This window comes from Cupriavidus sp. FW216-B1 (assembly GCF_058789195.1).
On the sequence record NZ_JBYTEL010000003.1, the window covers coordinates 84,738 to 105,557 of the forward strand.

Sequence of the window (20,820 nt, forward strand, 5' to 3'; positions counted from 1 at the left end):
GCCGCCGCTTCGTGCCACCGCTTCGTGCGGCGGCTTTCCCGTGCGATGGCGTCCCCTCCCCCTGGTCTGCCCTTTGTTCTGCCCTTTGTTCGATCAAGCGTTTACCCTTAGTTTTCAGATAACCTGATTAGCAGTATCCTGCCGGGCATGCGAACCAAGGCCATCACGCTGACCGAACAGGTCGCCCAGCAACTGCGCGCGGAAATCGCCGACGGCGTCTATCCCGTCGGCGCCCGGCTGCCTTCGGGCAAGCAACTGGCCGAGCGCTACGGCGTCAGCCCCGCGGTGATCCGCGAAGTCACCGAGCACCTGCGCTCGCAGGGGCTGGTGGAAAGCCGCCAGGGGCTCGGCAGCACGGTGCTGTCGCGCACCGGCAGCGGCGGCTTCCGGCTGCCGCAGGAAATCGGCATCGACCGCGGCGGGCTGGCCAGCCTCTACGAGCTGCGGCTCGACCTGGAAAGCGCCGCCGCCGCGCTCGCGGCGCAGCGGCGCACCGCCGAGGAACTGGCGCGGATGCAGGCGCTGCTGGCGCAGCTCGGCGCGCAACTGCACGACCCGGACCGCAGCGTGGAGGCCGATACCGCCTTCCACGTGGCGATCGCCGCCGCCACCCACAATCCCTATTACCTGCAACTGCTGCAATACCTGAACCTGCAGCTGCACCAGGCCGTGCATGCCGCGCGCCGCAACACGCGTCAGCAGGAAGGCCTGTCCGAGCAGGTCCACCAGGAACACCTGGCGATCTTCCATGCCATCCGCGCCGGCGACGCCGGCCTGGCGCGCGCGGCCGCGGTGTCGCACCTGCAAGGCGCCGCCGCGCGGCTGGGCCTGCCGGTCGCGCCGCGCCACCCCGATCCTTCCCATCCAGCGGCCTGAGCCGCGCCGCCTTACCGGACAGCACCATGCAAACTTCCGCCTTCCTGCCCCGCCTGGTCGAAGCCCTCGGCCCCGATGTGGCCGCCACCGAGCCCGACCAGGTCGCACCCTGGCTGGCCGACTGGCGCGGCCTTTACCGCGGCAACGCGCAGGCCGTGGTGCGCCCGCGCAGCGTGGACGAAGTGGCGCGCTGCCTGGCGCTGTGCCAGCAGGCCGGCGTGCCGGTAGTGCCGCGCGGCGGCAATACCGGCCTGTGCGGCGGCGCCGCGCCCGACAGCAGCCCCGCCAACGTGGTGCTGAGCCTGGACCGCATGAACGCGATCCGCTCGGTCGATACCATCGCCAACACGATGGTGGCCGAGGCCGGCTGCATCCTCGGCAACCTGCGCCGCGCCGCGGCCGAGGCCCACCGCCTGCTGCCGCTCAGCCTGGCGGCCGAGGACTCGTGCCAGATCGGCGGCAACCTCGCCACCAACGCGGGCGGCGTCAACGTGGTGCGCTACGGCATGACGCGCGAGCTGGTGCTGGGCGTGGAAGCGGTGCTGCCGAACGGCGAGGTCTTCCACGGCCTGCGCGCGCTGCGCAAGGACAATACCGGCTACGACCTCAAGCAACTGCTGATCGGCTCCGAAGGCACGCTCGGCGTCATCACCGCCGCCTCGCTGCGCCTGTTCCCGCGCACCGACGCGCGCTCGGTGGTGCTGGCGGCGGTGGCGTCGCCGCAGCAGTCGCTGGAACTGTTCGAGCTGCTGTTCGAGCAATGCGGCGCGCGGCTGCAGGCGTTCGAGTTCTTCACCGGCGACTGCCTGGACCTCGTGCTGCGCCACGCGGAGGGCGTGCAGGAGCCGTTCGGCCAGCGCTATCCCGCCTACGTGCTGGTGGAACTGGCCGACACCACCGACGAGGCCGCGCTGGGCGCCCTGCTCGAGCGCGTGATCAACGAAGCGCTGGAGCGCGAGCTGTGCCTCGACGCGGCGGTCTCGGCCTCGCTGGCGCAACTGCAGAGCCTGTGGAAGCTGCGCGAGGAAATCTCCGAGGCGCAGCGCGCGGACGGCCCTCACCTGAAGCATGACGTGTCGCTGCCGATCGAGCAGATCCCGGCCTTCATGGCGTCGATGGAAGCGCGCCTGAAAGCCACCAGCCCCAGCATCCGCCCGTTCATCTTCGGCCACTTCGGCGACGGCAACCTGCACTACAACCTGTCGCGCCCGGCCGACGCGGAACGCGACTGGGCGGCCGTGCACGGCAAGGCGCTGACCGCCGAGGTGCTGGACGAAGTGGCGCGCTACGGCGGCAGCATCAGCGCCGAGCACGGCATCGGCCAGCTCAAGCGCGACGATTTCCTGCGCCTCAAGGACCCGCTGGAACTGCGCCTGATGCAGGGCATCAAGCAGTTGCTCGACCCGGCCGGCATCATGAATCCCGGCAAGCTGCTGTAAGCGCATCGCCGCCGTGACGGCGACAAAAAAACGCGCCGGGGACGGCGCGTTTTTTCATTACGGGACATCGGCGGACGACCCGAGCCGCGCAGCGGCTCAGCCCGCCGCCGCCGCGGCCATCAGATGCCGCGTGCCTGCTGGGCGGCCAGCACGGCCTGCGGGCTGTTGGCGGGCGCCTGCGTCAGGTTGGGCGAGGCCGGGAACGGATGCGGCGCCGGGCCGGACGGCGAATGCTCCAGCCAGTCCTTGACGCGGGTGGCATCGGCGAAGCGCGACAGCTTGCCCACCGAGTCGAGGAACACCATCACCACGTTGCGGCCGTTCACGCGCGCCTGCATCACCAGGCACTGGCCGGCCTCGGAGATGAAGCCGGTCTTCTGCAGGCCGATCTCCCAGTTGCCGCCGCGCACCAGGCGGTTGGTGCTGACGTAGTGCTGGGTGCGGCCCAGCACGTTGACTTCATGCTCGGTCTGCGTGGTGAACTCGCGGATGGTCGGGTTGCGGTAGGCCGCGTTGACCATGCGCACCAGGTCCACGGCGCTCGAGACGTTGCCGCTCGACAGGCCGCTGGAATCGACGAAGTGGCTGTCGTTCATGCCGAGCTCGCGCGCCTTGCGGTTCATCGCCTGCACGAAGGCCGGCAGGCCGCCCGGGTAGCTGCGGCCGAGCACGGAAGCGGCGCGGTTCTCGGAGGACATCAGCGCCAGCAGCAGCAGTTCCTGGCGGCTGAGCTGCGTGCCGAAGCGCAGGCGCGAGCTGCTGTGCTTCTCGTTGTCGCGGTCTTCCTCGCCGATGGTCAGGACTTCATCCATCGGCAGGTGCGAGTCCATCACCACCAGCGCCGTCATCAGCTTGGTGATGGAGGCGATCGGCAGGACCGCGGCGGAATTCTTCTGGAACAGCACTTCGTTGCTGTTCTGGTCCATCACCAGCGCCACGCTGGAGCGCAGGGCGAGCGAGTCCTCGGTGTTGCGCAGGCCGAGCGCCTCGCCCAGCGACGGCTTGGCCGGCGTGAACGCGGCGCGCACCGGCGCTGCCTGGCGTTGCGCGACCACCTGGTGCCGGCCGTTCTTGAGCACGACAACCTTGCGCGGCGCAGCGCGCCCAGCGACAGTTTTAGAAGGAGTTGCCGGCTTTTTCTCGGACTTCGAGATTTTTGCCGACTTTTTAGACTTTGTCGTTTCCGCCTTGGTGGCGGCATCGGCCGTGGGAACGGCCAGCATGGAAACGGACAGCAGCACTGAAGCCGCGACCGCAGTCAAAGGGACAGAGCCGAAGAATCTGGAAAATAGGGAGGAATCAGACCGGAACATGATTCATTCAGCGCGCAGCTAGGATGGCGCCAGTTTAGGAAAAAAAGAAATTGTTAGCAAGATTAAAGACTTACGAAGCCTCTTTAAAGTTCGATTTGCAAACAATTCCGCATTACGGAAAAAGCGAGCCAAGCATCACACAACACGTGCTGCGCGCCCGACTCGGACTGTGGTAATTCCACCGCACGCCGCCCCCGGCAACGCGCGGCGGCATGCAACCGGGACGGCCCGCATCGCGCCGTCCCGCGATCGCCCTCAAGAAAGGAAACGCGCGAACTCGCTTACCGGTTCACGTTCCGTGCTAAGGGTATTCTCTATGGCCGCGGGATCGGCATAGCCAAGCGCCATCCCGCACACCACCATCTCGTCCCCGGTCAGCCGCAGGTGGCTGGAAATCACCGCATGGAACTGCGTGAACGCGGCCTGCGGGCAGGTGTCGAGCCCGCGCGCGCGCGCCGCCACCATGATGCTCTGCAGGAACATGCCGTAGTCGAGCCAGCTGCCCTGCTCCAGGATGCGGTCGATGGTGAAGATCATGCCCACCGGCGCGTCGAAGAAGGTGAAGTTGCGCGAATGCTGCGCATGCATGCGCGCCTTGTCCTCGCGGCTGATCTCCAGCAGGCTGTACAGGTCCCAGCCCACCTTGCGCCGGCGGTCGATATACGGCTTGACCCACTCGCGCGGGTAGTACGGGTATTCCTCGCGGTACTTGCTGTCGCGCTGCGGATCGTCATACGCCGCCAGCACGTCGGCCGACAGCTTGAGCTTGGCCTCGCCGGTCAGCACGTAGACCCGCCACGGCTGCACATTGGTGCCCGACGGCGCGCGGCTGGCCACGGCCAGGATCTCGCTGACCATCTCGCGCGGCACCGGCGTATCGAGAAAAGCGCGCACCGAGCGCCGCGTGATGATCGCCTGGTCAACCGCCGCGGCGTCGCGTCTTTGCTGCGAATCCATACGTTTATCCTTGTTGTCTCACTGCCCCGGCCTTATGGTCCGGTCTCATTGTCCGGCCCCATTTCCCGGCGTCTCATGCACCAGGGGCCGCAGCGCATCGCGCAGCGCCGCCGGCAGCGGCACCGGACGGCGCGTGGCGCGGTCCACGTAGACGTGCACGAAATGCCCCTGTGCCGCGGCAATCTCTTCGTCGTTGCGGAACAGGCCCACCTCGTAGCGCACGCTGGAATTGCCGAGCCGCGCCACGCGCAGCCCCGCCACCACCGTATCGGGAAAGCTCAGCGCGGAAAAGTAGTTGCACCGCGTCTCGATCACCAGCCCGATGGTCTCGCCCGCCTCGATGTCGAGCACGCCCTGACGGATCAGGTAGGTGTTCACGACGGTATCGAAATAACTGTAGTAGACGACGTTGTTGACGTGGCCATAGACATCGTTGTCCATCCAGCGCGTGGTGATGGGCTGGAAGTGGCGGTAGGCGCTGCGCGTGTCGGCGGTCGGTTTCATCGGTGGCGGGAGCGTGGTGGCAGATCGGTGGCGGGAGGGCAGGCTTCGGCGGCGCGTCGTCAGGGCAACGCCATCGCGGCCGTGGCGGCACGCCGGCGCGCGTGATATTGCGCCGCCAGCGCGACCGTCTGGGCGTGCACCGCCACGGTGTCCTCGATGCGGTTGCCGTAGCCGCCCGCCATCGCCACGGCGACCGGCAGGCCGCGCTGCCAGGCCGCGTCGAACACCATGCGGTCGCGCCGCGCCAGCCCGGCCAGCGTCAGCTTGAGGCGGCCGAGGCGGTCGCCTTCATGCGGGTCGGCGCCGGCCAGATAGATCACGAGGTCCGGGGCAAAGCGGGCGAACAGCGTATCGAGCGCGCCCTGCAGCGCCTCGGCATAGACGTCGTCGCCGCAGCCGTCCGGCAGGCCGACGTCGAGATCGCTCGCTTCCTTGCGGAACGGATAGTTCTTCTCGCCATGCAGCGACAGCGTGAAGACGAAGGGATCGCCGCGCAGGATGGCGGCGGTGCCGTTGCCCTGGTGCACGTCGAGGTCCACCACCGCCACGCGCCCGGCCAGTCCGTCGCGGCGCAACTGGCGGGCGGCGACGGCGGCGTCGTTGAACACGCAGAAACCGCCGCCCTTGTCCGCATAGGCGTGATGCGTGCCGCCGGCGAGGTTGACGGCGATGCCCTCCCGGCACGCGGCGCGGCAGGCCGCGATGGTGGCGCCGGCCGAGCGCCGGGAGCGCTCCACCATCGCCTCCGACCACGGGAAGCCGATCTCGCGCTGGCGCGCCGGATCGAGCTGGCCGCGCGACACGCTGTCGACGTATTCGCGGGTATGCGCCAGCAGCAGGGCGTCGTCCCCGGCGCGCGGCGCCTCGGCCAGCGTCAGCCCCGGCACCTCGCGCCCGACCGCGTCCCTGAGCATGCTGTACTTGCGCATCGGGAAACGATGGCCCTCGGGCAGCGGCAGGACGAAATGATCGGCGTAGAAGGCAAGCATGGGCAACGGGAAACCGGCGTGGCGCGGCCGGCTGCGCCTGCGGAAACGGCGCTTCCGGCAGACCGCGATGGTAGCACTGCCGCGCCGCGGGCGTACGGCGCCAGGCGCCCCGCCCCGGCCCGGGAAACACCGTGCCGGCAACGGTTTCACGTGCGGCATGCGCCACCGGCATCGGCTTCCGGGAGGACGGTCAGCGAGGACTTCGGGGAGATTTATTTGTGCAATGCACAAGAAGACCTTGACAGCCTTTTTCTTTTCCCTACAATTGGAATTGTTGCGGCGCACCATCCGACTTTGCCAAGCAGGCGGAGCGTGTCGGCAACCTCCTGCGCCTGGGGCTGGCTGACGAGAGACTGCTATTCGTCATGGCTTTGACATCTGGGCGGCCTAATTTTGCATGATCTTGAACTTCATCATTGGAGACTCGCATGAACTTCACCCCGGAACAAGTCGCTGCAGCGCAAAAAGCCAACCTGGAAACCATCTTCGGCCTGACCACCAAGGCATTCGAAGGCGTTGAAAAGCTGGTCGAGCTGAACCTGCAAGTGGTCAAGGCGACTTTCGCAGAAAACGTCGACAACGCCAAGAAGGCGCTGTCCGCCAAGGATCCCCAGGAATTCCTGGCCATCCAGGCTTCGCTGGTCCAGCCGGTCGCCGAAAAGACCCTGGCCTACAGCCGCCATCTGTACGAAATCGCCTCGGAAACCCAGTCGGAATTCACCAAGGTCGCCGAAGCCCAGCTGGCCGAGAGCTCGAAGAAGGTGCAAGCCCTGGTCGAGAACTTCGCCAAGAACGCCCCGGCCGGTTCGGAATCCACCGTGGCCATTGTGAAGTCGGCGATCAGCGCCGCCAACAACGCCTACGAGTCGGTCCAGAAGGCCACCAAGCAGGCTGTGGAAATCGCTGAAAGCAACTTCCAGGCAGCCGCCTCGGCCGCCACCAAGGCCGCCCAGCAAGCCAGCGCCTCGGCTCGCACCGCGACCAAGAAGGCCACCACCACCGCCGCCTAAGCAGCGCACGCGGCAGACGGACCGGCTCCGGCCGGTTCGTTGGCAAAGCACGCATGGCACGCGCCGGCGCGTTTTGCCAACGAAGGCAAGCGGGAACCACGAACCACCGGTTCCCCGCCCTCCACCGATGTCTCCTCGGTATCCGGTTTCTTGTATTCCAATACCGTTAATACCCGGCCATGCGCCGGGTTTTTTTCTGCCCGGCGCCGGGCGCGCATCGACCGGCTGCGCCGGCACGCCTGATTCGCGCGCGGCCATGCGGCCACCCTGATGCGGCGGTCCGCATCCTTCCTCCCCTCCTGTTCAGGCCTGCGCGGGCGCGGCGAATTCATTGAAGGCGGCCACGGCATTGGCGGCATACATGGCCACCGGGCCGCCGCCCATGTAGATGGCCACGCCCAGCGCTTCGTGCACCTCCTCCGTGGTCGCGCCCAGCCGCGCCAGCGCCCTGGTGTGGAAGCCGATGCAGCCGTCGCAGCGCGCGGCCACGCCCACGGCCAGCGCGATCAGTTCCTTGGTCTTGGGATCGAGCGCGCCGCCCGCCATCGCGGCCTTGCCCAGGTCGCCAAAGCCTTTCATCACGCCGGCCTGGGTCGTGTGCAATTGAGCGAGGTTGCCGGAGATGCGCTGGGTGAGTTGCTTGTATTGCGTGGTCACGGGGAGCTTCCTTGTCGAGGGTGAATGGCGGATCGCGCGGCGGACCGGATGGCGAGCCAACCCTTCCCGAAACGCTTAATTTAGTTTATTCTAATTTAGAAGTTTCTAAAATATGATGTACGCCGAAAGAGCCCCCGAAGCATGACCCAACGCAAATCCGATCTTGAACGCTTGCAGGACAGTGCCATACAGGCCGCCGCGCTGCTGCAGGCGGTGGGCAACCCCAACCGATTGCTGGTGCTGTGCCTGCTGCTGGAGCACGGCGAGATGACCGTGGGCGCGATCAATGAATTCGTCGCCCTCAGTCCTTCTGCGCTGTCGCAGCATCTGGCCCGGATGCGCGAGGAAGGTCTGGTGATGTACCGGCGCGAAGCGCAGACGCTGTACTACCGGGTCGAGGACCCGAATGTGGCCAAGCTCATCGCTACGCTCAAGGACATCTTCTGCCCCTGATCCACCATTGTTGCGACGTACCCGACATGACCCTGAAGACCCTGTCTCCCGAAGCGGCCCGCCAGCGCCTGGACCACGGCGCGGTGCTGGTGGACATCCGCGCCGCCGACGAACGCGCCCGCGAGCACATTGCCGAATCGCGCCACATGCCGCTGGACCGGCTTGCGGCGCAGCCGCTGCCGGCCGACGGCGCGGCGGTGGTCATCTTCTACTGCCGCTCGGGCAACCGCACGCAGATGAACGCGCAGCGGCTGCGCGCCTGCGTGGCCGGGGAAGGCTATCTGCTCGAAGGCGGGCTGGATGGCTGGAAGCGCGCCGGCCTGCCCGTGGTGGCCGACGCCCGCCAGCCACTGGAGCTGCAGCGCCAGGTGCAGATCGCCGCGGGCGCGCTGGTCCTGCTGGGCACCGCGCTGGGCATCACCGTGTCGCCGTGGTTCCTGGCACTGGCCGGCTTCGTCGGCGCGGGACTGCTGTTCGCGGGCGTTTCCGGCTACTGCGGGCTGGCGCGCGTGTTGATGAAGGCACCGTGGAATCGCCGGGTCATGGCGAACTGAGCCGTCTTTCTTGTCCGCTTCCTAATCCGTTTTTTGTCCGTTTTTTCGTTGTCAACAGGAGGTCTTATGAAATCCAATGTCGGCGGTATCGATCGTGTCCTGCGCATCCTCGTGGGTGTGGTGCTGGTTGCCCTCGCGGCCACGGGCACGGTGGGCTGGTGGGGCTGGCTGGGCCTGGTGCCGCTGCTCACCGGCCTGGCTGGCTTTTGCCCGCTGTATCCCATCCTGGGCTTCAGCACCTGCCCGTTGAAGGGAAACAAGTGAAGCAGGAACAAAGCGCCCCCGCGGCAAGGCCGCGCCCCATCGCGGGCGCGCCCGCCGCTGCCCCCGCACATCCCCTCCCCGGCCATGCATGCCGGCATGCCGCGGCATGGCCGCGCGGTCGGTCGGCTTGATTATCTGGCCGTTAATTGCGATTCAAGGGCAAGAAAAAGGCCCGCCGCAATGGCGGGCCTCGCGGCGGACCAGGACTACCGCGCCGTTCAGCGCTTGCGCGGCGGCGGCACGTCCGTGCAGACGCCTTCGTAGATCTCGGCTGCCATGCCGATCGATTCGCCCAGCGTCGGGTGCGGATGGATGGTCTTGCCGATGTCCACCGCGTCGGCGCCCATCTCGATCGCCAGGCACACTTCGCTGATGAGGTCGCCGGCATGCGTGCCGACGATGCCGCCACCGATGATGCGGTGGGTTTCCTCGTCGAAGATCAGCTTGGTGAAGCCTTCGTCGCGGCCATTGGCGATGGCGCGGCCGGAGGCGGCCCACGGGAACACGCTCTTGGCGTACTTGATGCCCTGCGCCTTGCACTGGTCTTCGGTCACGCCGGCCCAGGCCACTTCCGGATCGGTGAAGGCCACCGACGGGATCTGCTTGGCGTCGAAGTAGGCCTTCTCGCCGTGCGCGGCCTCGGCGGCGACGTGCGCCTCGTGCACCGCCTTGTGCGCCAGCATCGGCTGGCCGACGATGTCGCCGATGGCGAAGATGTGCGGCACGTTGGTGCGCATCTGCTTGTCGACGTCGATGAAGCCGCGCTCGGTCACGGCCACGCCGGCCTTCTCGGCGCCGATCTTCTTGCCGTTGGGCACGCGGCCCACCGACACCAGCACGAGGTCGTAGCGCTGCGGCTCGGCCGGCGCCTGCTCGCCCTCGAACCTGACGTAGATGCCGTCCGGCCTGGCTTCCACGCCCACGGTCTTGGTCTTGAGCATGACCTTGCCGAAGCGCTGCTTGTTCATCTTGTCCCAGACCTTGACGAGGTCGCGGTCGGCGCCCTGCATCAGGCCGTCGAGCATTTCCACCACGTCGATGCTGGCGCCCAGCGTGCTGTACACGGTGGCCATTTCCAGCCCGATGATGCCGCCGCCGATGACCAGCATCTTGTTCGGCACTTCCGGCAGCTCCAGCGCGCCGGTCGAGTCGATGATGCGCGGGTCCTCGGGAATGAACGGCAGCTTGACCGCCTGGCTGCCGGCCGCGATCACCGCCTTCTCGAAGCGGATCACGGTCTTCTTGCCGGTGGTGGCCTTGCCCTCGCCTTCGGTTTCCTGCACTTCGAGGTGATGCGGGTCGAGGAAGGTGCCGATGCCGCGCACCACCTGCACCTTGCGGGTCTTGGCCATGCCGGACAGGCCGCCGGTGAGCTTGCCGACCACCGTGTCCTTGTAGTGGCGCAGGCCGTCGAGGTCGATCTTGGCTTCGCCGAACAGGATGCCGTGGGCGGCCAGCGCCTTGGCTTCGTCGATCACGGCGGCGTTGTGCAGCAGCGCCTTGGACGGGATGCAGCCCACGTTCAGGCAGACCCCGCCGAGCGTGCCGTAGCGCTCGACCAGCACCGTGTTCATGCCGAGGTCGGCGCTGCGGAAGGCGGCCGAATAGCCGCCGGGGCCCGAGCCCAGGACCAGCATCTCGCAGGTGATGTCGGCACTGCCGGCGTGCGTGGCGGCGGCGGGAGCCGCTGCCGGGGCCGGAGCGGCGGCGGGCGCGGCTGCAGGCGCGGGCGCCGGGGCGGCCGGCTTGGCTGCAGCTTCGCTTTCCACCGTGCAGATCACGGCGCCCTTGGCGACCTTGTCGCCCACTTTCACGCGCACCTCGACCACCTTGCCGGCGGCCGAGGCGGGCACGTCCATGCTGGCCTTGTCGGACTCGAGCACGATCAGCGACTGCTCCAGCTCGATCGTGTCGCCGGCCTTGACCAGCACCTCGATGACTTCCACCGCGTCGAAATCGCCGATATCCGGCACCTGGACTTCGATCACACTCATGCTTTGCTCCTCAAGAACGCGCCCCGCCTCAGATGCGGGCCGCGCCGTCGTTATTGGTTGCCCCGTCGCCGGGCATGTCGCGCAACTGCACCACCTGTACTTCGATCGGCCCCGCCGAACTCTTGTCGAACTCCACGCCCGCGTCCACGCCGATGCGGGCGATGTCCGCCGCGCCCAGCCCGGGCCGCTCGAACACCGCGTGCATGGCGCCGAGCGCGTAGTTGCGCCCCGAGCCGATGCCCCAGAAGCGGTCGAACGAGAACACCTCGCGATACGAGTAGACGCCGAAGATGCCCGCCGGATTGGCGATCAGGCAGACGATCTGCGATGACTCGTAGGGGTCGTCCTCGTCTTCCTTGGTGTTGATGAAATACTCGTTCTTGAGCTTTTCATGCACCTTGAGGAAGGTCCGGAAGACCTCGTCCCGCGAGCCCAGCCGGCAGTCCTCGCCGAGCCCGGCCAGCAGGCTGCGCATGACCGGGAAATGCGCCGTGGTCCCGGCCAGCGCGACGAAGCTCTCGCCCACCGGGAACACCTTCTGGTTGCGCTCGTAGGCGCGCGTGAGCCGCGTGTCGCCGAACGTCACCAGCGCATCGGCGGCAATCGCCACTTCACCGGCCTTCTTGACGACGACGCAGGTGGTCATGGATTTCGCTTCCTGTTCGCTTCCTGTTGGGCCGTGGGCCTGCCGGCGGGCGGCGCCCGGGCCGGCGACAGGCGCGCGCGGCGGGCCGCGCGCGCCCCGCCCGCCTTAAAGGATGATGCGGCGGAAGTCCGCCAGCAACTGGCCGAGATACGCGTTGAAGCGCGCCGCCTCGGCGCCGTCGATGACGCGGTGGTCGTACGACAGCGACAGCGGCAGCACCAGGCGCGGCACGAACTGCTTGCCGTCCCAGACCGGCTTCATGTACGACTTGCTGGCGCCCATGATGGCCACTTCCGGCGCGTTGATGATCGGCGTGAAATGCGTGCCGCCGATGCCGCCGAGCGACGAAATCGAGAAGCAGCCGCCCTGCATCTGGTCCGGCTTGAGCTTGCCGTCGCGCGCGGCCTTGGCGAGCTCGCCCATTTCCTGGCTGATCTCGAGCACGCCCTTCTTGTCCGCGTCCTTCAGCACCGGCACGACCAGGCCGTTCGGCGTATCGGCCGCGAAGCCGATGTTGAAGTACTTCTTGTAGACGAGGTTGTCGCCGTCGAGCGAGGTGTTGAAGTTCGGGAATTTCTTCAGGGCCGCCACGGTGGCCTTGATGATGAAGGCCAGCATCGTGACCTTGACGCCCGACTTCTCGTTTTCCTTGTTGAGCTGCACGCGGAAGGCTTCCAGCTCGGTGATGTCCGCCTCGTCATTGTTGGTGACGTGCGGGATCATGACCCAGTTGCGGTGCAGGTTGGCGCCCGAGATCTTCTTGATGCGCGACAGCGGCTTGCTGTCGATCTCGCCGAAGCGGGTGAAATCGACCTTCGGCCACGGCAGCAGGTTCAGGCCCGCGCCGCCGGCCGGGGCGGCCGCGGCTTGCGCCGGGGCGGCGGTCTGGCCGCTCATCACGCCCTTGACGAAGCGCTGCACGTCGTCCTGCGTGATGCGGCCCTTGGGGCCGGTGCCCGGCACGCGCGACACGTCCACGCCGAGCTCGCGCGCGAACTTGCGCACCGAGGGGCTGGCGTGGGCGGCGGCGCCGGTCACGCCGGCGGCGGGCGCGGCAGTGGGCGCCGGCGCGGCCTGCGGCGCCGGTGCCGCGGCAACGGCAGCAGCCGGCGCGGGCGCGGCGGCGGCCGGCGCCGGGGCGCTGGCGGCAGGCGCGGCGCCCGCGCCTTCGAGAATCAGGATCAGCGTGCCCTGGGACACGTTGTCGCCGATCTTGACCTTGACTTCCTTGACCACGCCGGCGGCGGGCGAAGGCACGTCCATCGTGGCCTTGTCGGATTCCAGCGTGACCAGCGCGTCCTCGGCCTTGATGGTGTCGCCGGGCTGGACGTGGACTTCGATCACGGGCACCGCGTCGTAGTCGCCGATGTCCGGCACCTTGACCTCGATGGGGCCGGTGGCGGCGGCCGGCGCAGGCGCACTGGCGGGCGCCGGGGCCGGCGCGGCAGCGGGCGCGGGCGCAGCGGCCACGGGGGCCGGGGCCGGCGCGGCCGGCGCGGGTGCGGCGGCGGGGGGGGGGGGGGGGGGCGCCGCCCGGTTCCAGCATCACCAGCACGGCGCCTTCGGAGACGTTGTCGCCGACCTTGATCTTGACTTCCTTGACGACGCCGCCCTGCGGCGACGGCACGTCCATCGTGGCCTTGTCCGACTCCAGTGTCACCAGGGCGTCCTCGGCCTGGATGGTGTCGCCCGGTTTCACGTGCACTTCGATGACGGGAACGGCGTCGTAATCGCCGATATCCGGCACCTTGATTTCAATCGCTTGACTCATTCAGTGTCTCCTGGGCAGGACGGCGGGCACGGCAAGCACCAGCGGCGAGGGTACCCTCACCGCCCGGATCTGTCACGCCGCCGCGCCGCAAGGCGCCGGGCTTTCAGCCCGGCCGCCCCGGCGCGGCTGCCGCTCCTGCGGGGGTTTCGTGCAGTCAGCCGGCTTAGACCGACATCGGGTTCGGCTTGCTGGGGTCGAGGTTGTACTTCTTGATGGCTTCGGCCACCTTGTCGCGGCCGATCGCGCCTTCGTCGGCCAGCGCCTTCAGTGCGGCCAGCGCCACCCAGTGGCGGTCCACCTCGAAGAAGTGGCGCAGCTTCTCGCGGGTATCCGAGCGGCCGAAGCCGTCGGTGCCCAGCACCACGTAGCGGCGCGGCACGAACGAACGGATCTGCTCGGCGAACGCGCGGACGTAGTCGGTCGAGGCGATCACCGGGCCGCGCACGCCCTTGAGCTTCTGCGCGACGAACGACTCGCGCGGCGTCTCGGTCGGGTGCAGCAGGTTGAAGCGCTCGGCGTCGTGGCCTTCGCGGGCCAGCTCGGTGAAGCTCGGGCAGCTCCACAGGTCCGACTCCACGCCCCAGTCCTTCTTGAGCAGCTCGGCCGCGGCGATGACCTCGCGGAAGATCGTGCCCGAGCCCAGCAGCTGCACGCGCGGCGCGTTGCTGTTCTCCACGCCCTTGCGGAACTGGTACATGCCCTTGACGATGTCGCGCTCCACGCCAGCCGGCATTTCCGGATGCTCGTAGTTCTCGTTCATCACCGTCAGGTAGTAATAGACGTCTTCCTGCTCCACGTACATGCGGCGCATGCCGTCCTGCATCACCACCGCCAGCTCGTACTGGAAGGTCGGGTCGTAGGAGATGCAGTTCGGAATGGCGGCGTGGAACACGTGCGAGTGGCCGTCTTCGTGCTGCAGGCCTTCGCCGTTGAGCGTGGTGCGGCCCGAGGTGCCGCCCAGCAGGAAACCGCGCGAGCGCATGTCGCCCGCGGCCCAGCACAGGTCGCCGATGCGCTGGATGCCGAACATCGAGTAGTAGATGTAGAACGGGATCATCTGCACGCCGTGCGTCGAGTACGACGTGGCGGCGGCGATCCAGTCGCACATGGCGCCGGCTTCGTTGATGCCTTCCTGCAGCACCTGGCCAGTCTGCGATTCCTTGTAGAACATCAGCTGGTCATGGTCCTGCGGCACGTACTTCTGGCCTTCCTGATTCCAGATGCCGACCTGGCGGAACAAGCCTTCCATGCCGAAGGTGCGCGACTCGTCCGGCACGATGGGCACCACGTGCTTGCCGATCTGCTTGTCCTTGAGCAGCGTGTTCAGGATGCGCACGAAGGCCATCGTGGTGGACACTTCGCGGCCTTCGCCGGTGGCCTTGAGCAGCGCGTCGAACGCGGACAGCTCGGGGATCGGCAGCGGCGCGGCCTTGAGGCGGCGGGCCGGCAGGTAGCCGCCCAGTTCCATGCGGCGCGCGCGCATGTATTCGAGTTCCTTCGAGCCTTCCTCGAAGGTGAGGTACGGCACTTCCTCGATCTTGTCGTCGGCGACCGGGATGTTGAACTGGTCGCGGAACGTGCGGATGGCCTCCACCGGCATCTTCTTCTGCTGGTGGGCCACGTTCATGGCCTGGCCGGCGTCGCCCATGCCATAGCCCTTGATGGTCTTGGCCAGGATCAGCGTGGGCTGGCCCTTGTGCTCGCTGGCGGCCTTGTAGGCGGCATAGATCTTGTGCGGATCGTGGCCGCCGCGGTTCAGGCGCCAGATGTCGTCGTCGGACCAGTCGGCCACCATCGCCTTGAGTTCCGGCGTGTTGAAGAAGAACTCGCGCACGTAGGCGCCGTCCTTGGCCTTGAAGGTCTGGTACTCGCCGTCCACGCATTCCATCATGCGCTTCATCAGCAGGCCCTTGGTGTCGCGCGCCAGCAGCGAATCCCAGCGGCTGCCCCACACCACCTTGATGACGTTCCAGCCGGAGCCGCGGAATTCGGACTCCAGTTCCTGGATGATCTTGCCGTTGCCGCGCACCGGGCCGTCCAGGCGCTGCAGGTTGCAGTTGATGACGAAGACCAGGTTGTCGAGCTTCTCGCGCCCGGCCATGCCGATCGCGCCGAGCGACTCCGGCTCGTCGGTCTCGCCGTCGCCGAGGAAGGCCCAGACCTTGCGGTCGCCGGCCTTGGCCAGGCCGCGGCTGTCCAGGTACTTCATGAAGCGGGCCTGGTAGATGGCCATGATCGGGCCCAGGCCCATCGACACGGTCGGGAACTGCCAGAAGTCCGGCATCAGCCACGGGTGCGGGTAGGACGAGATGCCCTTGCCGTCCACTTCCTGGCGGAAGTTGTCGAGCTGCTCGGTGGTCAGGCGGCCGAGCAGGAAGGCGCGCGAATACACGCCCGGAGCCGAGTGGCCCTGCACGAACACGAGATCGCCGCCGTGGTTCTCGGACGGAGCGTGCCAGAAGTGGTTGTAGCCGACGTCATACAGCGTGGCCGCCGAGGCGAACGACGAGATGTGGCCGCCGACGTTGGTGTGCTTGTTGGCGCGCAGCACCATCGCCATCGCGTTCCAGCGCGTGTACGAGCGGATGCGGTGCTCGACGTCCTGGTCGCCGGGGATGTGGGCCTGCTGCTCAACCGGGATGGTGTTGATGTACTGCGTCTCGGCGTGGAACGGCTGGGTGACGCCGTTCACGCGCGCGTATTCGATCTGCTTGTCGATCAGGAAGGCGGCGCGTTCGGTGCCTTCGGCGGCCAGCACGCCCTGCAGGGCGGCGAGCCATTCGTGGGTTTCCTGGGGATCGGCGTCGTTGGCGCTGCTGGCGCCGAGAATCTGCTCTGGTACAGCTGACATGACTGTCTCCTGGTGAATGCATGCCGCGGCGCTCCCGGATTGGTGTCGTGGGAACCCCGTCCTGACGGTGTCGCTACGGTACGGCGCGGGCCCTGCGAAAACCCTGCCAGGCATTGTCGCCTGCAGCAGGCGCAGCCCCGCCGTCCGTGCTTTTCGGTCGGACCGATTCTATGGAAGCAGATAGGGCAAGACAAGCCAAATTTTCAAATTGCGATATTGTTTCTCATAATGCGGAATATTGCGGCGGCGCATCACGGGCGGCGCGAAGCCTTGCAGGCAGGGGCTTCGCGGCGGTACCCTCGTCGGCAGGAATGACGCAGTGCCGCATTGGCGCTTACCCCAAGCGACGCGGCACGGCAATCCCGCTACACTGGCCCGTCAGTCGTCAATCCCGCCATGCCTTCCCTCATCGATTTTCTGTCCCGCCTGCGCACCGCCATCGTGCCGCCCTCCGCTTCCGGCACCGCCCAGGCGGCCAGCGGCGACTCCGCCGCGGCCGCGCCGCCCGGCCCGCTCACGCCGCTCGCACCGCTGCCGCCGCTGCCGCCGCTCGAATCGCTCGGCCACGCTGACGAGCCGGCCGCCGTGAGCGGCCCGCCGCGCGGCCTGTGGTGGCTGCGCTGGCGCAACCTGGTGGCGACCAGCTGGTTCATGTTCATCCCGCTGGTGGCGATCGTGCTGTTCACGGCGGCGATGGGCGTGATCCTGTGGTCGCTGCACGAGACCGAGCGCCAGCAGCAGCGCGACGCGCTCTACCGCGACGCGGCCTGGGCCCAGCAGCGCGTGCGCCTGTCCCTGCTGAGCAACCAGGACCAGATGGCCTCGCTGGCGCGCGACATCGCCGCCGCGCAGCTCGACCAGGGCGCCTACCGCACCGCGGCCCAGGAAATCCTGCGCGAGAACCCCGAGATCGTCTTCGTCAACTGGCTCGACGCCACCCACCGCGGGCGCTGGTCGCTGCCCTCCACCTCCGAGTTCGCCAGCCGGCTGCGCGAGACCCAGGACCAGCCGCTCGAGCCCGAGGTGCTCGACACCTTCGACGCCGCGCGCGAGACCCAGCGCGTGGTGTACTCGCGCCCGCTGGTCAACGACCGCGGCGACAGCTTCATGCTGATGGAAGTGCCGATCGTGCGCGACAACGAGTTCCTCGGCACGCTCGGCGCGCTCTACTCGATCAACGGCATCCTCACCCACCTGCTGCCGCCCGAGCTGACCGAGCGCTACCGTTTCTCGCTGATCGACAAGAACAACCAGATCCGCGCCAGCACCTCGCTGCGGCCGGTGCCGGGCAACGCGCTGTCCTACGAGGTGCTGCTCGACCCGCCCGGGCATTCGCTGTCGCTGCGCGCCGACGCCTACCCGCCCGCCTCCAACCTGCCCAACAACATGCTGCTGTGGCTGGTGGTGGGGCTGTCGTGCTTCCTGCTGTGGAGCCTGTGGAGCATGTGGCGCCATACCAGCCGCCGCTCCGAGGCGCAGCGCGCGCTGCTGGCCGAGACCTCGTTCCGCCGGGCGATGGAAAACTCCATGCTGATCGGGCTGCGCGCGCTCGACCTGAACGGCCGCATCACCTACGTCAACCCGGCGTTCTGCCGCATGACCGGCTGGCAGGACACCGAACTGGTCGGGCGCATGCCGCCCTTCCCCTACTGGCCGCCCAACGACCAGCAGGAAATGCAGAAGCAGATCGACCTCACGCTGCAGGGCAAGTCGCCGGCCAGCGGCTACGAGATGCGCGTGATGCGCCGCGACGGCAGCAGCTTCCACGCGCGCATGTACGTGTCGCCGCTGGTGGACAGCCGCGGCCGCCATACCGGCTGGATGAGCTCGATGACGGACATCACCGAGCCCAAGCGCGCGCGCGAGGAGCTGGCCGCCGCGCACGACCGCTTCACCACCGTGCTGGAAAGCCTGGACGCGGCCGTGTCGGTGCTGGCCACGGACAAGGCCGAGCTGTTGTTCGCCAACCGCTACTACCGCCAGTTGTTCGGCTGGGAGGCCGAGGGCCACCTCAAGCTGGCCGGCGGCGAGGTCGACAAGGAACAGGTGTCGAGCGACGCCACCGACTACATCGACGCCTACGCCGGGCTGCCGGCGTCGGAGCTGATGCCGTACTCGTCGGATGCGCGCGAGGTCTTCGTGCCCGACATGCAGAAGTGGTTCGAGGTGCGCCGCCGCTATATCCAGTGGGTGGACGGCCACCTGGCGCAGATGCAGATCGCCACCGACATCACGGTGCGCAAGGCGGCCGAGGAAATGACGCGCCAGCACGAGGAGCGCCTGCAGTTCACCAGCCGCCTGACCACGATGGGCGAGATGGCCTCGTCGCTGGCGCACGAGCTCAACCAGCCGCTGGCCGCCATCAACAACTATTGCATGGGCGCGGTGGCGCGGCTCAATTCCGGGCGCAGCAACGCCGAGGACCTGATCCCGATCCTGGAAAAGACCTCGGCGCAGGCGGTACGCGCCGGCACCATCATCAGCCGCATCCGCGGCTTCGTGAAGCGCAGCCAGCCGCAGCGGCGCGAGGCCGCGCTGCACGACATCGTGGCCGATGCGGTGGGCCTGGCCGACCTGGAAGCCACGCGCCGCCGCGTGACCATCCTGACCCGCCTGCCGGCGCCGCCGCTGCTGCTGTACGTGGACCCGGTACTGATCGAGCAGGTGCTGGTCAACCTGCTCAAGAACGCGGTGGAGGCGATGGCCGGCCTGCCCGCCATGCGCTCGACCGGCGTGGTGCGCCTGCACGCGCGCGTGGAGCCCGGCGAGTTCGGCCAGATCGTGCGCATCGACGTGATCGACCAGGGCCCGGGCGTGGACGAGGCCACCAAGGAGCGGCTGTTCGAGCCGTTCTTCAGCACCAAGTCGGACGGCATGGGCATGGGCCTGAACATCTGCCGCTCCATCATCGAGTCCCACCAGGGACGGTTGTGGGTGGAAAACAATGCCGACGGCATCGGCTGCACCTTCAAGATCATGCTGCCGCTGCTGCCGGCGCTGGCTGAACAGTAGCGCCGCGGTAGCGCCACCGCGGCGCCGCGCGGCGCCCCGGCAACGCGGCAGTCCGGGCGCCCGCGCCGGGCGCCGGCCCCTGTTGCTAGCCGCCCGGGCCGGTTACACTTGGCGGCAAATGACTTCGATGTCCCAGGAGACTTCATGAACGTGACGCCAAACCCCACCTCCCACCGCGGCGAAACCGTCTTCATCGTCGACGACGACGAAGCCATGCGCGACTCGCTGACCTGGCTGCTGGAGGGCAATGGCTACCAGGTTCGCAGCTTTACCAGCGCCGAACAGTTTCTCTCCGCCTACGACGCCGGCCAGGTCTCGTGCCTGATCCTGGACGTGCGCATGCCGGGCATGAGCGGGCCGGAGCTGCAGGAGCGCATGATCGCGGAGAACATCAACATCCCGATCGTCTTCATCACCGGCCACGGCGACGTGCCGATGGCGGTGTCCACCATGAAGAAAGGCGCGATCGACTTCATCGAGAAACCGTTCGACGAGTCCGAGCTGCGCTCGCTGGTGGAGCGCATGCTGCAGAAGGCGCGCACCGACCACTCCGCCGCGCGCGAGCAGCGCGCCGCCAAGGATCTGCTGGGCAAGCTCACCACGCGCGAGCAGCAGGTGCTCGAGCGCATCGTGGCCGGCCGCCTGAACAAGCAGATCGCCGACGACCTGGGCATTTCCATCAAGACCGTGGAGGCGCACCGCGCCAACATCATGGAAAAGCTCAACGTCAACACCGTGGCCGACCTGCTGCGCCTGGCGCTGTCGAAGAACGCCTGAGCCCCGCCCGCGGTCCCGCAACGGGGCCGCCGCAACCCGCCGCCGGAGCGCCGGCGGCCGCCCCGCCTTCCTATCCCTTCAGGTATTCCTCGTCGCGGAAGGTCACGACCCATTGCGGCTTGTAGACCACGAACACCGCCACCAGCATGCCGGTGAGGAACGCCTCGCCGAACGCCAGGATCAGCACCGCGGTGAGCGTGTCGGGCAGCGTCAGCACGCCGCCGCGCGCACCGTGGCTGTGCCACACGGCGCGCGCCGCGCCGGCGCCCAGCGCCGCCAGCCCGGCGGCGAAATAGCCGTGGCCGAGGATGAAGACGAACGGATGGCGCGGCAGCAGCCGGCGCATGGCGCCCTGCAGCGCCGCCGACAGCAGCGCCGGCAGCAGGCCCATCCACACATAGCGCGGCCACAGCGCCGCCCAGTCGACGCCGCTCCAGCTCGCGCCGGCCAGGTAGCCCAGGCCGAGCAGCGACACCAGGTCCACCACGAACAGCGACAGCAGCGCCAGCGGCAGCCCGAACAGCGTCACCATCAGCGTGGCGCCGAACAACTGGAACACCAGCCCGCCCGGCAGCGCCACGCGCGCCGTCCACAGCAGCGTCACGAACAGCAGCGCGCCCAGCCAGCCGTGCTGGAGGTCGCCGCGCCGCAGCAGGTGCCAGGGCCGGCGCCACAGCGCCCAGGCCAGCCCGGCCAGCCCGCACGCCGCCAGCCAGGCCTGCGCGGCCGGGCCGTCCGGCGCCATCAGGCGGG

Annotated in this window: 18 protein-coding genes and 1 pseudogene; 9 read left to right on the forward strand and 10 right to left on the reverse strand. The window is 68.0% G+C overall.

What is annotated here, in order from left to right; genetic code table 11:
* Positions 1–147 precede the first annotated feature (147 nt).
* Together AC3WXD_RS10130 and AC3WXD_RS10135 are read left to right on the forward strand one after the other, a co-directional pair.
* The gene (locus AC3WXD_RS10130; protein WP_020201192.1) at positions 148–876 is read left to right on the forward strand and encodes a FadR/GntR family transcriptional regulator; all 729 of its coding nucleotides are present in this window, start codon (positions 148–150) and stop codon (positions 874–876) included.
* Between the two features lie 26 nt (positions 877–902).
* On the forward strand, positions 903–2,315 hold the full coding sequence (locus tag AC3WXD_RS10135; RefSeq protein WP_492323624.1) for an FAD-binding oxidoreductase: 1,413 nt from the start codon (positions 903–905) through the stop codon (positions 2,313–2,315).
* Positions 2,316–2,434: 119 nt separating this feature from the next.
* Here the strand turns inward: AC3WXD_RS10135 and pbpG are convergent, their stop codons facing one another.
* On the reverse strand, positions 2,435–3,394 hold the full coding sequence (gene pbpG / locus AC3WXD_RS10140) for a D-alanyl-D-alanine endopeptidase (RefSeq protein ID WP_020201190.1): 960 nt from the start codon (positions 3,392–3,394) through the stop codon (positions 2,435–2,437).
* Between pbpG and AC3WXD_RS10145 the strand changes: the two genes are divergently transcribed.
* Positions 3,387–3,650 carry a hypothetical protein gene (locus tag AC3WXD_RS10145; RefSeq protein WP_231586543.1) on the forward strand — a complete coding sequence of 88 codons (264 nt, stop codon included), beginning with the start codon at positions 3,387–3,389 and terminating at the stop codon, positions 3,648–3,650. The genes pbpG and AC3WXD_RS10145 overlap by 8 nt on opposite strands.
* 233 nt (positions 3,651–3,883) lie before the next feature.
* Here AC3WXD_RS10145 and AC3WXD_RS10150 read toward each other — a convergent pair whose 3' ends face one another.
* The 3 genes from AC3WXD_RS10150 to AC3WXD_RS10160 are packed head-to-tail and all read right to left on the reverse strand — an operon-like array spanning position 3,884 to position 6,078.
* Positions 3,884–4,585: a nitroreductase gene (locus AC3WXD_RS10150; RefSeq protein ID WP_020201189.1), complete on the reverse strand. Its 702-nt coding sequence runs from the start codon at positions 4,583–4,585 to the stop codon at positions 3,884–3,886.
* A gap of 45 nt (positions 4,586–4,630) precedes the next feature.
* On the reverse strand, positions 4,631–5,089 hold the full coding sequence (locus tag AC3WXD_RS10155) for an acyl-CoA thioesterase (protein WP_492323625.1): 459 nt from the start codon (positions 5,087–5,089) through the stop codon (positions 4,631–4,633).
* Positions 5,090–5,148: 59 nt separating this feature from the next.
* Positions 5,149–6,078 (reverse strand): histone deacetylase family protein, encoded by a 930-nt coding sequence (locus tag AC3WXD_RS10160; protein ID WP_492323626.1) that lies wholly within the window; start codon positions 6,076–6,078, stop codon positions 5,149–5,151.
* A gap of 428 nt (positions 6,079–6,506) precedes the next feature.
* On the opposite strand from AC3WXD_RS10160, the gene phaP1 reads away from it, so the two are divergent.
* Positions 6,507–7,088 (forward strand): TIGR01841 family phasin PhaP1, encoded by a 582-nt coding sequence (phaP1, locus tag AC3WXD_RS10165; protein ID WP_020201186.1) that lies wholly within the window; start codon positions 6,507–6,509, stop codon positions 7,086–7,088.
* A gap of 303 nt (positions 7,089–7,391) precedes the next feature.
* On the opposite strand, the gene AC3WXD_RS10170 is transcribed toward phaP1, so the two are convergent.
* Positions 7,392–7,745: a carboxymuconolactone decarboxylase family protein gene (locus tag AC3WXD_RS10170; RefSeq protein WP_020201185.1), complete on the reverse strand. Its 354-nt coding sequence runs from the start codon at positions 7,743–7,745 to the stop codon at positions 7,392–7,394.
* A gap of 141 nt (positions 7,746–7,886) precedes the next feature.
* On the opposite strand from AC3WXD_RS10170, the gene AC3WXD_RS10175 reads away from it, so the two are divergent.
* From AC3WXD_RS10175 to AC3WXD_RS10185, 3 genes are all read left to right on the forward strand, one after another.
* Positions 7,887–8,198, forward strand: a complete 312-nt coding sequence (locus AC3WXD_RS10175) for an ArsR/SmtB family transcription factor (RefSeq protein ID WP_029043217.1) — start codon at positions 7,887–7,889, stop codon at positions 8,196–8,198.
* 26 nt (positions 8,199–8,224) lie between these two features.
* A complete protein-coding gene (locus AC3WXD_RS10180) occupies positions 8,225–8,752 on the forward strand; it encodes a rhodanese family protein (protein WP_059413105.1) in 528 nt (175 codons plus the stop codon).
* Positions 8,753–8,818: 66 nt separating this feature from the next.
* Positions 8,819–9,016 carry a YgaP family membrane protein gene (locus AC3WXD_RS10185; RefSeq protein ID WP_020201182.1) on the forward strand — a complete coding sequence of 66 codons (198 nt, stop codon included), beginning with the start codon at positions 8,819–8,821 and terminating at the stop codon, positions 9,014–9,016.
* A gap of 218 nt (positions 9,017–9,234) precedes the next feature.
* Here AC3WXD_RS10185 and lpdA read toward each other — a convergent pair whose 3' ends face one another.
* From lpdA to aceE, 4 genes and pseudogenes are all read right to left on the reverse strand, one after another.
* Complete coding sequence (gene lpdA, locus AC3WXD_RS10190; RefSeq protein ID WP_492323627.1) at positions 9,235–11,010, reverse strand: dihydrolipoyl dehydrogenase; 1,776 nt, start codon at positions 11,008–11,010, stop codon at positions 9,235–9,237.
* Between the two features lie 28 nt (positions 11,011–11,038).
* Positions 11,039–11,656, reverse strand: a complete 618-nt coding sequence (locus tag AC3WXD_RS10195; protein ID WP_020201180.1) for an Ntn hydrolase family protein — start codon at positions 11,654–11,656, stop codon at positions 11,039–11,041.
* Positions 11,657–11,761: 105 nt separating this feature from the next.
* Positions 11,762–13,427: pseudogene (gene aceF / locus AC3WXD_RS10200) on the reverse strand (dihydrolipoyllysine-residue acetyltransferase).
* Between the two features lie 163 nt (positions 13,428–13,590).
* Complete coding sequence (gene aceE, locus AC3WXD_RS10205; protein ID WP_020201177.1) at positions 13,591–16,278, reverse strand: pyruvate dehydrogenase (acetyl-transferring), homodimeric type; 2,688 nt, start codon at positions 16,276–16,278, stop codon at positions 13,591–13,593.
* A gap of 396 nt (positions 16,279–16,674) precedes the next feature.
* On the opposite strand from aceE, the gene AC3WXD_RS10210 reads away from it, so the two are divergent.
* The gene (locus AC3WXD_RS10210) at positions 16,675–19,290 is read left to right on the forward strand and encodes a PAS domain S-box protein (protein WP_059413109.1); all 2,616 of its coding nucleotides are present in this window, start codon (positions 16,675–16,677) and stop codon (positions 19,288–19,290) included.
* A gap of 144 nt (positions 19,291–19,434) precedes the next feature.
* Positions 19,435–20,067 carry a response regulator transcription factor gene (locus tag AC3WXD_RS10215; RefSeq protein WP_020201175.1) on the forward strand — a complete coding sequence of 211 codons (633 nt, stop codon included), beginning with the start codon at positions 19,435–19,437 and terminating at the stop codon, positions 20,065–20,067.
* Between the two features lie 70 nt (positions 20,068–20,137).
* Here AC3WXD_RS10215 and AC3WXD_RS10220 read toward each other — a convergent pair whose 3' ends face one another.
* Positions 20,138–20,812, reverse strand: a complete 675-nt coding sequence (locus AC3WXD_RS10220) for an energy-coupling factor ABC transporter permease (protein WP_454732457.1) — start codon at positions 20,810–20,812, stop codon at positions 20,138–20,140.
* Between the last annotated feature and the right edge of the window lie 8 nt (positions 20,813–20,820).